The 16,144-nt window shown below is 66.8% G+C and carries 1 protein-coding gene; it reads left to right on the forward strand.

Features of this window, described 5'->3' with window-relative positions; genetic code table 11:
• Positions 1-147: 147 nt before the first annotated feature.
• The gene (locus OIE68_RS35940) at positions 148-16,101 is read left to right on the forward strand and encodes a non-ribosomal peptide synthetase (RefSeq protein WP_327095384.1); all 15,954 of its coding nucleotides are present in this window, start codon (positions 148-150) and stop codon (positions 16,099-16,101) included.
• Positions 16,102-16,144: the final 43 nt, after the last annotated feature.

Below are 16,144 nucleotides of genomic sequence, written 5' to 3' on the forward strand. Positions count from 1 at the left end.
TTCCACCCGGAAGACCGCGGCCTGTGCTCCCATGGGCCGCTACCGGGTAGTGACGATGAGCGAGGGGAGGAAAGTTCCTATGCCGGGATACCGGTCGGTGGGACAGGATCGGGCGCAGCCGCGCGATATCGGAGGGGGGTCGTTCGCGTGACCCGGCCAGCCCGTAGCCGTCCGGCCCGGACCCGCCAGTCGCGCGTCATCACACTGCCGCAGCTGATGGGCGCCGCGGTCGAGGCGAATCCGGACGGTATCGCCGTCGTTTTCGCCGATGCCCGCGCGACCCTGGGACAGTTCAGCTACGCCGAACTCGACGATCGGTCCACGCGGTTGGCCCGGTTGCTCATCGAACGGGGTGTCGGTCCGGAAGATCTTGTCGCCGTGGGTATTCCGCGGTCGCTGGAGTCGGTGGTCGCGGTGTGGGCGGTGGCCAAGACCGGTGCCGGATTCGTACCGGTCGACCCCAATTACCCGGCCGAGCGCGTCGCGCACATGGTGACCGATTCCGGTGCGGTGCTCGGCCTCGCGGTCGCCGAGGTGGCGGCCGAGCTGCCGGATCGGGTCGACTGGCTGGTCATCGATACGCCCGACTTCGCACCGCGCCTGGCGGAATACTCGGGCGAGGCCATCACCAATGCGGACCGGGTCCGCGCGGTGCGGGCGGAGCATCCGGCCTATGTCATCTATACCTCCGGTTCCACCGGTAAGCCGAAGGGCGTTGTCGTCACGCAGGCGGGACTCGCCAGCTTCTGCGCTGAACAGCATGAGCGGTATCGCGTCACGAACCAGTCGCGCACACTGCATTTCGCGTCGCCCTCCTTCGACGCGTCGGTGCTCGAGCTGCTGCTCGCACTCGGTGGCGCGGCGACCATGGTGGTGGTCGCGCCGGATATCTACGGTGGCGACGAGTTGGCGACGCTGCTGCGCCGGGAGCGGGTGACGCACGCGTTCATCACCCCGGCCGCGCTCGCCTCGGTCGATCCGACGGGGCTCGACGATTTCCGGGTCGTCGTCGCCGGCGGTGAGGCCTGTCCGCCGGATCTGGTGCGGCGCTGGGTATTACCGATCGCCGACGGTCGAACACGTGAGTTCTTCAACGGCTACGGGCCGACCGAGACCACGATCATGACCAATATCAGCTCGCCGATGACACCCGGAGCGGTGGTGACCATCGGCGGCCCGATCCGTGCCATTACCGAATACGTGCTCGACGACCGGCTGAATCGGGTGCCGAGCGGCGTCGTCGGCGAACTGTACATCTCGGGTTCGCAAGTTGCGCGTGGTTATCACGATCGGCCCGCGCTGACCGCATCGCGTTTCGTGGCGAATCCGTTCGATCCCAGCGGTTCTCGGCTCTACGCCACCGGTGACGTGGTGCGCTGGACCGCGGCCGGTGAGATCGAATATATGGGCCGCAACGACTTCCAGGTCAAGATCCGCGGTTTCCGCATCGAACTCGGTGAGATCGATGCGGTGCTCGGCGCGCACGACAGTGTGGACTTCGTCGTCACCATCGGACACAAACTCGACACGGGCGCGACGATACTCGCGTCCTACGTGCACGCCGCGGGCGACGCTGTGGTGGATACCGACGAGCTGACCGCCTTCGCCGAACGCTCACTGCCGGCGCATATGGTTCCGACGATCATTACGGTGCTCGATACGATTCCGCTTACCCCGGTCGGCAAGCTGGATCGCCGGGCACTACCCGCACCGGTGCTGGAGACCAAGGAGTACCGGGCGCCGGAGACCGAAATCGAACAGATCATCGCCGAGGTGCTCGGCGAGGTGCTGGGTATCGGCGAGGGGATGGGTATCGAGCGCATCGGTCTCGACGACGACTTCTTCGCACTCGGCGGCGACAGCATCACCTCGATCCAGGTGGTGTCGCGGGCCAGGGCGCGCGGGGTGATCTTCACGCCCCGAGACGTTTTCGAATCGCGCACGGTCGCGGCCCTCGCGCCGCTCGCCACGCAGGGCGCGCCGGTCGAGACCGGCGCACAGGGGCCGCTGGTCGAGCTGTCACAGGCCGATAATGACCGGCTGGCAAGGGCGTACCCGAAGCTGGCCGAGGTGTGGCCGCTGACCCCGCTGCAGTCGGGCATGCTGTTCCACGCGCAATTGGCCGAGTCGTCGGTCGATGCGTACATGACCCAGTTCATGGTCGAGCTCGGCGGCGACGTTGATGCCGAGCGACTACGCGTGGCGGCGGTCGCCGTGGTGGGTCGGCATGTGAATCTGCGGGTGGCATTCGCCGAGGATGCCGCGGGCAATCCGGTGCAGGTCGTGCTCGACGAGGTCGAAGTGCCGTGGCGTTCAGTCGATCTCACCGATCACGCGGAGGCGGCCGCCGAGTTGCAGCGGATCATGGCCGCGGAGCTGGCCGACCATTTCGATATGCGGACCGCGCCGCTCTTGCGGTTCACCTTGATCCGTTCGACCGCCCCGGCGGGAGCGACGGGCACGGAGGCAGCCCGCGTAACCACGGAGGGCCCCGCGAGCGCCACGATGTCGGGGGCCTATCACCTGTTGGTCACCAGCCATCACATCCTCATCGACGGCTGGTCGATGCCGCTGCTGACCCAGGATCTGCTGACGCTCTATGTGCTCGGTGGTGATGCGAGCCAGTTGCCGCAGCCCCGCTCCTACCGTGACTACCTGGCCTGGCTCGGTGCGCAGGACCACAGTGCCGCGCGCAAGGCCTGGCGCGAGGTGCTGGCCGGTATCACCGAGCCGACACCGTTGGCTTCGGTCGATCCGGCCCGCGAAATCGCTTCGGGTGTAGGCGAAGTCGCTTTCGAACTGTCCGAGGCCGAAACCAAAGCGCTGAGCCGGTTGGCCGCCGATGCGGGGGTCACCGTCAACACCGTCATCCAGGCGGCCTGGGGGTTGTTGATCGGCCGGAGTGTGGATCGCGACGATGTCGTCTTCGGCGCCACCGTTTCCGGGCGGCCGCCGCAGCTCGACGGCATCGAGACCATGGTCGGGTTGTTCCTCAATGCGATTCCGGTCCGGGTGCGCCTGGATGCGAACGACACCCTCGCCGGACTGCTGCGGCAGTTGCAGTCCGAACAGGCGGCGCTGCTGGACCACCACTATGTCGGCCTGAGCGAAATTCAGGAAATCGTCGGCGTGGAAGGGCTTTTCGACACCCTGGTGGTATTCGAATCGTTCCCGGTCGACGAGGAGGCGCTGACTGCAGCGGCGGGCGCACTCGATGGGATGAGCATCGAGGGCGCGGTCGCGGTGAACGGCACGCACTATCCGGTCACCGTGGTGATCGTCCCCGATGTGCGTATGCACTTCACCCTCAAATACCTCCGCGATGTCTTCGACGAGAAGGCGGCACAGGCACTGGCCCAACGCTTCTCGACACTGATCGGCCGCTTCCTTACCGATCCGTTCGCCAAGGTCGCCGAGGTCGATGCGCTCACCGATGCCGATCGGACGGTACTCGACGCCGTCAATGCCACCGAAGTGGTAGAGCTGCTGGATGATTCGACACTGCTGACGCTGTTCGACGCGCAAGTCGCCCGCACCCCGGACGCACCCGCGGTGATCTACGGCGATACCACGCTGAGCTACCGCGAGCTCGATGCGCGTTCGCGCGAACTGGCCGGGAACCTGGTAGGCCGCGGCGTCGGCTCGGAATCGCTGGTGGCGGTGGCGATGCGGCGCAGCATCGAGATGGTCATCGCGATCTACGGTGTGCTGCGAGCCGGTGCGGCGTATGTGCCGATCGATCCCGACCATCCGGCCGAGCGCAGTGAATATGTGCTGTCCAGCGCGGTTCCGATGTGTGTGTTGACCACGACCGGAACCGGCTTCGAAACCGAGACCGACACACCGCTGGTCTATGTGGACACTGATCTTTTCGAGCTGCCTGTTCGCTCTGCGGCCGACGCCTCGATCTTCGGTGACCTGCCGACCGACTCCGTCGCGACGCCGCTTCCCGACAACACCGCTTACGTCATCTACACCTCCGGCTCGACCGGTCGGCCCAAGGGCGTGGCGATCACGCATCGGCAGATGGCGAACCAATTCCGTTGGGCGCAGCGGACCTATCCGCACGGTCCCGGTGATGTGGTCCTGCACAAGACGCCGATCACCTTCGATATCTCCACGTGGGAGCTGTTCTGGACCTTGCAGACCGGTGCGGCGGTGGTGGTCGCCGAACCGGATGGGCATCGCGATCCCGCGTATCTGGCCCGTGTGATCGACGAATACTCCGTCAGCACGGTGCATTTCGTGCCATCGATGCTCGACGCATTCCTCGACGGCGCTCCCGCGGCGTACCCGTCGTTGCGCCGGGTATTCGCCGCCGGTGAGGCGCTATCGGGGGAGACCGCCGCGCGCTTCGACACCTTCCTGCCGGATGCGGAACTGTTCAACTGGTACGGCCCCGCCGAGGCGACGGTCGTCACCGCCTATCCCGCCGAAGCCGATGGGCTCGTGGCGATTCCGATCGGTACCTCGGTCGCCAACACTCGGGTGCATGTGCTCGACCGGCAGTTGCGGCCGGTTCCGGTCGGCGCGGTCGGCGAATTGTATGTGGCGGGTGTGCAATTGGCGCGTGGGTATCTGAACGCACCGGCGCTGACGGCCGAACGGTTCGTCGCGCATGCCGATGGTGCGCGGCTGTATCGCACCGGCGATGTGGTGCGCTGGGTGTCTCGTGATGGCGAACACGCCCTGGAATACCTGGGCCGCAGCGACTTCCAGATCAAGTTGCGCGGCCAGCGCGTCGAACTCGGTGAGATCGAGACGGTGCTGCTCGGTCTGGACGCTGTGCAGCGCGCGGCGGTAGCGCTGGTCAAGGGGAGCGCCGGTGATCGGCTGGTCGCCTATGTGGTGGCCACGCCCGGTGCACAGATCGATGACGATGCCCTGCTCGACCACGCACGCGCGGCGCTGCCGGCGTATATGGTCCCGTCCGCGATCGTGCATCTGGATGCCTTGCCGCTCAACTCGAGCGGCAAACTCGACCGCAAAGCCCTCCCCGCACCGGAGTTCATCGGACGGCCCTACCGGGAGCCGTCGACGCCGCTGGAACGCTCGATCGCCGCGATATTCGTCGATGTGCTGGGCATCGAACGTGTGGGCGCCGACGACGACTTCTTCGACCTCGGCGGCAATTCGCTGGTCGCGACTCGCGTGGTCGCACGGCTCGGCGCAGCCATCGGTAGCCGAGTTCCGGTGCGTGCAGTCTTCGAGGCACCGACGGTTGCCGCTCTGGCCACAACGGTCGCACCCGGCGCGGGTCAGCGTCGCGAGGTGCCGCTGGTGGCCGGGGCGCGGCCGGAACAGATTCCGCTGTCACTGGCACAGCAGCGGATGTGGTTCCTCAACCAGTTCGATACCGAATCGGCGGTGAACAATCTGCCGGTGGCGGTCCGGCTGACGGGTGCGCTCGATATCGCCGCGTTGCATCAGGCCGTCGCCGATCTGGTCGAGCGGCACGAAACCCTGCGCACCGTCTACCCGGCCGATCACGATGGCGTGGCACATCAGGTGATCGTGCCCGCCGCACAGGCGGTTCCGGATCTGACTCCGCAGCCGGTTGCGCCGGATGCGGTGCACGCGAAGGTCGTCGAGATCATCGCCGCCGGATTCGATGTCACCGATCAGGTGCCATTGCGAGGTGCACTGTTCCAGGTCGCGCCCGAGGACGAGTACGTGCTCGTTTTCGTGGCCCACCACATCAGCGCGGACGGCTGGTCGATGGGACCGATGACCCGCGACCTCATGCTCGCCTATGCATCGCGTGCTGCCGGCACACCGCCTGCCTGGCAGCCGCTGCCGGTGCAGTACGCGGATTTCAGTCTCTGGCAACGGGAAGTGCTCGGTTCCGAGGACGATCCGGAGAGCCTGATCACTGCACAGGCCGAGTTCTGGCGCACGACACTGGCCGGTCTGCCCGACGAGTTGAACCTGCCCGCTGACCGGCCGCGCCCGACATCGCAGTCGTTCGCCGGTGGCACAGTCGGTTTCACGGTCGACCCGCGGGTGCACCGCAGGCTGCAGGAGATCGGCCGCGAACAGAACGCGACGATCTTCATGGTTGTGCATACCGCGCTCACGGTCTTCCTGGCACGTCTGTCGGGTACCGAGGACATCGCCGTCGGTACGCCGATAGCCGGTCGCGGTGCGGCCGAATTGGACGATGTCATCGGAATGTTCGTCAATACGCTGGTGCTGCGGACTGCGGTGCGTGGCAGCGCGACCTTCGCGGAATTGCTTTCGGCGGTGCAGGACGCCGATCTGCGCGCATTCGCCCACGCCGATATTCCATTCGAGCGCCTGGTCGATCTGCTCAATCCGGAGCGGTCCACGGCGCGGCATCCGCTGTTCCAGGTGGCGCTGTCGTTCCAGAATCTGCCGGACAATTCGTTCGAGTTACCCGAATTGCGGGTCGGCGCCGTCGATCTCGATATCGATACCGCGAAATTCGATCTGTCGCTGGCGATTACCGAGTTGCGGGGCTCGTCCGAGGGCATGTACGCGGTGTTCTCCTTCGCGCGTGACCTGTTCGACGAGTCCACGGTTCGGGTGTTCGCGGATCGATTCGTGCGGCTGCTCGACGCGATCGCCACCCGGCCGGAGCTGCCGGTGGGCGATCTGCCGCTGCTGGCCGAAGCCGAGGCGAAATACCTGACCCGGGTGCACCCGGATCATGTGACCGCCGGTGAGCTGCTGCCCGATCTGCTGGTGCGCGGGCTGCGTCGCGGTACGGAGCGTACGGCCATCCGCTACCAGGGCCGGTCGATCAGCTATCGCGAACTCGACGATTACTCGTCGCGGTTGGCGAGGGTGCTGATCGATCGCGGCGTCGGTCCGGAAAGCCTGGTGGCGCTGGCGCTGCCGCGCTCGTATGAAATGGTGGCCGCCGTATCGGCGGTGTCGAAGGCCGGTGGTGCACATGTGCCGGTCGACCCGAATTACCCGGTGGATCGGGTGCGGCACATGCTGACCGACTCGGGTGCGCTCGTCGGTCTCACTGCTTCGAAGTACCTGGGTGAGTTGCCGGACGACGTGCAATGGCTTGCGCTCGACGATGCGGAGACGACCGCGCTGTGCGCCGACCGATCCGCCGCCCCGGTCACCGACGCCGACCGGATCACGCCGTTGCGGCCGCACCACGTGGCCTACGTGATCTACACCTCCGGCTCTACCGGTATGCCCAAGGGCGTCGCCGTGACCCACACCGGACTCGGTGGCCTGGTCGACCATTCGGTCGGCCTGTACCGGCTGGAGCCGCAGCACCGGCTGCTGCATATCTGTTCGCCGAGCTTCGATGTGTCCGTGCTGGAATGGCTTGTCGCGCTATCGGTCGGCGCGACAGTGGTGATCGTCCCCGCCGCCGTCATCGGTGGTCCGGAACTGGGTGATCTGCTGCGCAGCGAGCGGGTCACGCATTCGATCATCACCCCGGCGGTGCTGAGCTCGGTGGACCCGGTCGGGCTCGAGCAGCTCGAAATGCTCATGGTCTGCGGCGATGCCACCACACCGGAGCTGCTCGGTAAGTGGCAGCCGGGCCGCAGGTACTACAACGGCTACGGTCCGACCGAGGCCACCGTCATCGCTTCCTACGCGACGCTGCGAGCGCGTGCGCCGATCACTATCGGCACACCGGTACACGGCATGTCGGCGCTGGTGCTGGACGCTCGGCTGCACCCGGTCCCGCCGGGCGTGGCGGGGGAGCTGTATCTGTCCGGCGGCGCATTGGCGCGTGGGTACCACAACCGTCCGGGGCTTTCCGCGGAGCGTTTCGTGGCCAATCCGTGGGGCGAGCCGGGGGCACGGATGTACCGGACCGGTGACGTCGTGCGCTGGTTCGCCGAACCCGCTGTACGGATGGGCAATGCGGCGCTGCCGTCGATACCGTGGGCACTGGAATACGTCGGCCGCTCGGACTTCCAGGTGAAGATCCGCGGCTACCGCATCGAACTCGGTGAGATCGATGCCGTGCTCGGCGGGCACGCCGATGTGGAATTCGCGATCACCATGGGCAGGCAGAGCGCTGCCGGTGTCACGATCCTGGTGTCCTATGTGCTGCCGGTGTCCGGCAAGGTCATCGAGCCCAGCGTGCTCGTCGAGCATGCGGCGCGGCGCCTGCCGCCGCATATGGTGCCGTCCGCGGTCGTCGTGCTGGACGAGATCCCATTGACCCCGGTCGGCAAGTTGGATCGAAAGGCGTTGCCGGAACCGGTCTTCGAACAGGCTGCCTTCCGCGTGCCGAAGACGCATACAGAACAGATCGTGGCAAGCACGTTCGCGGCCGTACTGCGCATCGGCACCGGCGCCGACGACAGCCGCTACCTCGGCCTGGACGACGACTTCTTCGCACTCGGTGGAAATTCGCTGCTGGCAACGCAACTGGTGGCGCGCCTCGGTGCGGCACTGGACACCCGGGTACCCGTGCGGGTGCTCTTCGAGGCATCCACGGTTGCCGAACTCGCGGCCGAGCTCGAGCAGCTCGCCGGTTCCGGCGCTCGCAAGGCATTGGTGGCGGGTGAACGGCCGCAACATATTCCGCTGTCGCCGGCACAGCAGCGGATGTGGTTCCTCAACCGGTTCGACACCGAGTCCACGGCTTACAACATCCCGATCGCTGTGCGCCTCACCGGCACCCTCGATGTGGCGGCGCTGCGCCGGGCGGTCGCCGATGTAGTCGAACGGCACGAGATCCTGCGCACCATCTACCCGCAGACCGATGCGGGTCCGGTCCAGCTGATCCTGCCCTCGGATGCGGCCGTGCCTGAACTAGCGATCCGCGAGGTCGCGCCGGACGAACTCGAATCCGCCGTCGTCGAGCTGACTTCGACGATTTTCGACGTCACGAGCGAGGTGCCCGTCCGGGTCGTGCTGTTCGATGTCGCCGATGCCGATGCCGATGCCGATGCCGATGCCGATGCGGCGGGAGCGGCGGGAGCGACGGGTCTGGAGGCGGGAGCTGCGCAGGGCCCTGTGGACGCCGTCGTCGGTGCGGCGGGAGCGATGTGCCTGGAGGTCGGTGCGGGCGTGGCTGCGCAGGGCCCTGTGGACGCCGCCGTCGGCACACCGGGAGCGACGGGTCTGGAGGCGGGAGCTCGCGTGGCCGTGCAGGGCTCCGCGGCCGCCGCCATCGAACACGAATATGTGCTCGCCATGGTGGTGCACCACATCTCCGGTGACGGCTCGTCGGTCGCACCGCTGACCCGCGACCTGATGCTGGCATATGCGGCCCGCTCAGCGGATACTGCGCCGAGCTGGGCGCCGCTGACCGTGCAATACGCGGACTACAGCATCTGGCAGCGCGAACTGCTCGGCAGCGAGGACGATCCGGAATCGCTGGCGGCCGAACAGGTCGCCTACTGGCGCGCCGCACTGGCCGATCTGCCCGAACAGCTGGATCTACCGTCGGATCGGCCGCGCCCCGCGGTGCAGTCCTTCGCGGGCGGCACCGCCGCGGTGCGCATAGATCCCGAAACCCACCGTGCCCTCATCGAATTGGCCCGTGCCGAGGGTGCGACGCTGTTCATGGTCGTGCACACAGCGCTGGCGGTACTGCTGGCGCGGCTGTCAGGTACCGATGACATTGCTATCGGTACCCCGATGTCCGGTCGCGGTGAGGCCGCGTTGGACGAGCTGATCGGCATGTTCGTCAACACCCTGGTGTTCCGCACCCGGGTGGACGCGGGTGCGACCTTCACCCAGCTGACCGCGCGTCAGCGGGAGGCCGATATCCGGGCCTTCGCCCATGCGGATATCCCGTTCGAGCGGTTGGTCGAGGTGCTCAACCCGATCCGCTCGACCGCGCGACATCCGCTGTTCCAGGTCGGGCTGTCGTTCCAGAATCTGGAGCAGTCCAGCCTCGAACTGCCCGGCCTCACCGTCTCCGGAGTCGGTATCGACACCCATGTGGCGCAGTTCGATCTGAACCTCATCGTGAGCGACGCCTACGATGCGAACGGCGTGCCCGCCGGTATCGCCGGTCAATTCGTCTACGCCAAGGACCTTTTCGATCAGGCGACGGTCGAGGGGTTCGCGGAGCGCTTCACACGCCTGCTCGACCGGATTATCGCCGCACCGCGCACCCCGGTCGGCGAACTCGACCTGCTGGCACCGGCCGAGCGCCGGCGAATCCTGCTCGACTGGAACGAGACTGCCGATCCGGTCGCCCCGGAACTGCTGCTCGACAGCTATCGACGATCGGTCGCGGACCATCCAGATGCGATCGCGGTGGTCTACGAGAGCGCCGAGCCGGCCTACCCGTCGCCCGACCACCACCCCCCAACGAGTCGCTACGCGCCGCTGGCCCACCCGTCGCCCGACCACCACCCCCCAACGAGTCGCTACGCGACGCTGACATATCGCGAATTCGACCAGCAGGTCAACCGTTTGGCGCGGCTGCTGATCGAGCACGGTGTCGGCACGGAATCCCTGGTGGGCCTGGCGATTCGGCGGTCGTTGGATCTGGTTGTCGGCATGTACGCGATCGTGACGGCCGGTGGTGCGTATGTGCCGCTGGATCCGGATCATCCGGCGGAGCGGATCGCGCACATTCTGGATACCGCCCAGCCCGCAGCCGTGCTGACCACCACCGCCGATGCGGTTGCGGTGCCCGGTCATACGCCGGTGCTGCACCTGGATACTTTGGCACTGGACGGGTTCGATGCGAATCCGGTTCGCGCCGACGAACTACTGCGTCCGGTGCGTCCGGAGAACCCGGCCTACGTCATCTTCACCTCGGGTTCGACCGGACGTCCCAAGGGCGTGGCGATTTCGCATGCGGCCATCCACAACCAGATCACGTGGATGCTGGCCGAGTATCCGCTCGGTGTGGGTGATGTGTACCTGCAGAAGACGGCGACCACCTTCGACGTCTCGCTGTGGGGCTATTTCATGCCGCTGCGCGCGGGCGCGAAACTGGTGGTCGCCACGCACGATGGCCACCGCGACCCGGCCTACGTCGCGGAAACGATTGCCGCGCAGGGCGTCACCGTTACCGACTTCGTGCCGTCGATGCTGACGGCCTTCGCCGCGCACACCTCGCCGGGCTCCTGCCCGACGCTGCGGGACATCTTCGTGATCGGTGAGGCGCTGCCGCCGGAAACCGTCGCCGCCGTGCGCGCTATATCGAATGCCCGCGTGCACAACCTCTACGGTCCGACCGAGGCGGCGGTCTCGGTGACCTACTGGGAGGCGCGCGGCAATGATCGCCCCAGCGTCCCGATCGGCTTGCCGCAGTGGAACACCCAGGTATATGTGCTGGATTCGCGACTGCATCCGGTGCCTGCGGGCGTGGCCGGTGAGCTGTACCTGACCGGTGACCAGCTGGCCCGCGGCTATGTGCGCCGACCCGATCTGACCTCGGATCGGTTCGTGGCCAACCCCTTCGGCGATGGCACACGCATGTACCGCACGGGTGACCTGGTCGTCCGCCGCGCGACAGGTGTGCTCGACTACATCGGTCGCACGGACTTCCAGGTCAAATTCCGCGGCCAGCGCATCGAACTCGGCGAGATCGAAACCGCGCTGCTGGCCGAGGCTTCGGTGAGCCAGGCGGTTGCCGTTGTGCTGTCGTCGACGCTGGGCGACCGACTGGTCGCGTATGCCGTGCCGACCCCGGGGCATCGGATCGATCAGACCGAACTGCTGACCGCGATCGCGGGAACCCTTCCGGCATATATGATTCCGGCCGCCATCGTGGCGCTCGATTCGTTCCCCCTGAATACCAGTGGCAAGCTGGACCGCAAGGCGCTGCCGGAACCCACCTTCGCCAGCCGCGAATTCCGGGCCCCGGCAACACCGGTCGAGGAAATCGTGGCGGGCGTCTTCGGCGATGTGCTCGGCTTGGAACGAGTCGGCGTCGACGACGACTTCTTCGCATTCGGCGGCAATTCGCTGATCGCCACCCAGGTGGTGGCCCGGCTCGGGGCCGCCATCGGCGGCCGGGTGCCGGTGCGCACCCTGTTCGAGGCATCGACGGTCGGCGGGCTCGCGGTCAAGATCGAGCAGCATGCCGGATCCGGTGGTCGCCGCGCGCTGACGGCCGGTCCGCGTCCGGAACGGATTCCGCTGTCGATGGCGCAGCAGCGGATGTGGTTCCTCAACCAGCTCGATCCGTCGTCGGCGGTCAACAATATTCCGGCCGCCGTGCGCCTGACCGGTGCGCTGGATCTGGTCGCGCTGGAACTGGCCGTCGCGGATCTGATCGAGCGGCACGAGGCACTGCGCACCGTTTATCCACAGACCGATGACGGTCCTGTGCAATTGATCGTGCCCGCCGAACAGGCGGTACCGGATCTGACGCCAGTACCGGTGATCGCGGCCGACCTTTCCATGCAGGTCGTCGCGGCGGCCTCGGCCGGATTCGATGTGACGGCCGAGGTTCCGGTGCGGGCCAAGCTCTTCCGGGTCGAGCCCGACGAGCATGTGCTCGTGCTGGTGGCGCATCACATCAGCGCGGACGGCTGGTCCATGGGCCCGCTGACCCGCGATCTGATGATCGCCTATGCATCCCGCTCGGCCGGTGCGACACCGGCCTGGGCGCCGCTTCCGGTGCAGTACGCCGATTTCAGCATCTGGCAGCGCGAAGTGCTGGGTTCGGAAGCTGATCCGGGCAGCGTCATCACGGCCCAGGCGAACTATTGGCGCAGCACGCTCGCCGGTGTTCCGGACGAGCTGAATCTGCCTATGGATAGACCGCGTCCGACGACGCAGTCGTTCCGCGGGGGCCGGGTGGCCTTCGCGATCGGCACCGAATTGCACCGTGGCCTGCAGGAACTTGCGCGTGCCGAGAACGCGACCATGTTCATGGTTGTCCACACCGCACTCGCGGTCTTGCTCGCGCGGTTGTCCGGCACCGATGACATCGCCATCGGGACCCCGGTCGCCGGTCGCGGTGAGGCCGAACTCGACGATGTTATCGGCATGTTCGTCAATACCCTCGTGCTGCACAGCGAGGTGTCGGGCGAACTGGGTTTCGGTGCGCTGCTCGCACATACGAAGGACGCGGATCTGCAGGCATTCGCACACGCCGACATTCCGTTCGAGCGGCTGGTCGACCTGTTGAACCCGGTGCGCTCGACCGCGCGGCATCCGCTGTTCCAGGTCATGCTGTCGTTCCAGAATCTGCCGGACACCTCGTTCGAACTGCCCGGATTGCGCGTCGGTGCGGTCGATCTGGAGATTGATGCCGCGAAATTCGATCTCTCGCTGACTATTCAGGAGGCCGCGCGGAGTGCTGGCATGGTCGCCGAATTGTCTTTTGCCAGGGATCTTTTCGATGACGCCACCGTCCATGGTTTCGCGGACCGGTTCGTCGGGCTGCTCGAACAGATCGTCGCCCGCCCGGACGCGCCGGTCGGCGATATCGATCTGCTCAGCGATACCGAACGGGCCGCGGTGCTGTGGCGGTGGAACGACACCAACCGTGAGCTCGGTGCGGTGGGGACGCTTGTGGATGAATTCGCCAGGCAGGCGGCGGCGACGCCGGATGCGGTCGCGATCGTCGGTCCCGCAACCTTGTCGGCCCACTCGTCACCGGACCACCACCCCTCATCGAGTCGCTCCGCGACGCTGGCCCACCCGTCACCCGACCACCACCCCCCAACGAGTCGCTCCGCGACGCTGACATATGCCGAATTCGGTGCGCGCGTGCACCGTTTGGCGCGCCGGTTGATCGAGGCCGGTGTCGGTCCGGAAAAGCTTGTCGCCCTTGGTCTGCGGCGTTCGGTCGATTTCGTGGTCGCCGCCTATGCCGTGCAGGAGGCCGGTGGTGGTTATGTGCCGCTCGACCTCGAGCAGCCCGCGGAGCGGATCGGCTACCTGCTCGATTCGGCCGCGCCGGTGTGTGTACTGACCACCTCGCGCGACGACTTCGACGGCACCGGTCTGCCTACCGTCACGATCGATGAGGTGGACCTGTCCGGCTACTCGGAGCAGCCCGTCACCGACACGGAGCGGATTGCGCCGCTGCGGCCGAGCAACCCCGCATACGTCATCTTCACCTCCGGTTCGACCGGTCGCCCGAAGGGTGTGGCGGTGTCGCACGCGGCCGTCGTCAACCAGATCCGTTGGATCACCGACGAATACGGCATCGGCGCCGACGACATCGTGCTGTTCAAGACCCCCGCCACATTCGACGTGTCCGTGTGGGAACTGTTCGGCCCGTTGTCCACCGGCGGTCGAATCGTCGTGGCCACCCCGGACGGCCATCGCGACCCGCAGTACCTCGCGGAAGTCATTGCGGCCGAGCGCGTCACCATGACCTCGTTCGTGCCCTCGATGCTGACCGTCTTCGCGGGCGCGGTCGACCGCTCCGCACTGGCATCCCTGCGCACCCTGCTCATCGCCGGTGAGGCCTTCACCGCTGATGCGGTGCAGGCCATCCGCAAGGTCAGCTCGGCCGAGCTCTACAACCTCTACGGACCGACCGAATTCGCCGTCCACGCGACTCACCGTCCGGTGGACGCCGCTATCGAGGGTGCGGTGGCGATCGGCCTGCCGGTGTGGAATGCCCAAGCGTACGTACTGGATTCCCGGCTGCACCCGGTGCCGTCGGGCGTCGCGGGCGAGTTGTACCTGGCCGGTGCGCAATTGGCCCGCGGCTACGCCGGTCGCACCGACCTCACATCGGATCGCTTCGTCGCCAACCCATTCGGTGCGCCCGGTTCCCGGATGTACCGCACCGGCGATCTGGTCACCCGCAAGACCGACGGTTCGATCGTCTACCTCGGCCGCACCGACTTCCAGATCAAGCTGCGCGGTCTGCGCATCGAACTCGGCGAGGTCGAAACCGCACTCACCGCGCACGACTCCGTGGTACAGGCCGTGGCACTGGTGCGTTCCGATCGGCTCATCGCCTATGTCGTTCCCGCGAGCGGTGCCCCGGTCGATACCGAGGCACTGCGGACCCATGTCGCCGAACATCTGCCGTCCTATATGGTTCCGGCTGCCATGGTGGTCCTCGATGCCATGCCGTTGAACCCCAACGGCAAGCTCGATCGCCGTGCCCTGCCCGACCCCGTTTTTTCGGCGCGGGAGTTCCGCGCACCGACGACCCCGCTCGAATCGACCGTCGCCGCTGTCTTCGCCGAGGTCATCGGCATCGACCGGGTCGGCATCGACGACGACTTCTTCGGCCTGGGCGGCAATTCGCTGCTGGCCGCCCAGGTCGTCAGCCGACTGCGCAAGGTGACCGGCGCGCAGATCAAGGTCGCCTGGTTCTTCACCGAGCCGACGGTGCTCGGCATTTCGAAGCAGATCAGCGCGGTGCTGGAGCACGGCCGTGCCGAGGGAGGAGGGGATTTCGACTCCGGCTCCGCGGCCGCACTCGGCGTGATCCTCCCGATCCGCGCCGCGGGCACCAGGCCGCCGCTGTTCTGCGTGCACCCGCTGGCCGGACTGTCGTGGTCCTATGCCGGACTGGCCCGGGTCCTCCCGGCCGACCAACCGATCTACGGCATCCAGACGCCCGCGCTCACCGAAGACGACTACCACCCGGGCTCGATGGTCGAGATCGTGCGTCGCTATGTCGCCGAGATGCGGGCGGTGCAGCCCGAGGGGCCGTATCGGATAATCGGTTGGTCGCTCGGCGGCAAACTGGCCCACGCGGTGGCCACCGAGCTGCAGGCCGACGGCGCGCAAGTCGAGTTGCTCGCGATCCTGGATGCCTACCCGGGCGGCGACTTCACCGATTTCCGGAACCAGGTCCGTGCGGCCTTCACCGAATTGGGTCTGGACGCGGCGGCCCTGCCCGCGGCGGAAAATCTGCAGGAGATCGGTGACGAGGCCGTGGCAGCGCTGCACGCGATGGCAGTCGGCCAGGGCGTGGACGTGCTCACTCCCGAACGACTACGGCTGATCTACCGCACGGCCATGCGCACGATCGAACTGGAGTCGCAGTACCGGCCGGGGGTGTTCGAGGGGATGCTCGAGTTCTTCCGCGCTACGGTCGATGCCGAGGCCCGACCAGATCGCACCCCCGCCGACTGGCAGCCTTTCGTCTCCGATGAGATCATCGATCGCCCGATCGGGTCGACGCACGAGTTGATGACCTCTGCCGAAGCGTTTGCCGAGATCGGTCCACGGCTCGCTGAGCTGCTCGAACACCCCTGAGCGGTAGCAATTGGCCGGGGAACGCAGGTGGATCGTCGGCGGG

This window comes from Nocardia vinacea, assembly GCF_035920345.1.
Classification (GTDB): Bacteria; Actinomycetota; Actinomycetes; order Mycobacteriales; family Mycobacteriaceae; genus Nocardia; species Nocardia vinacea_A.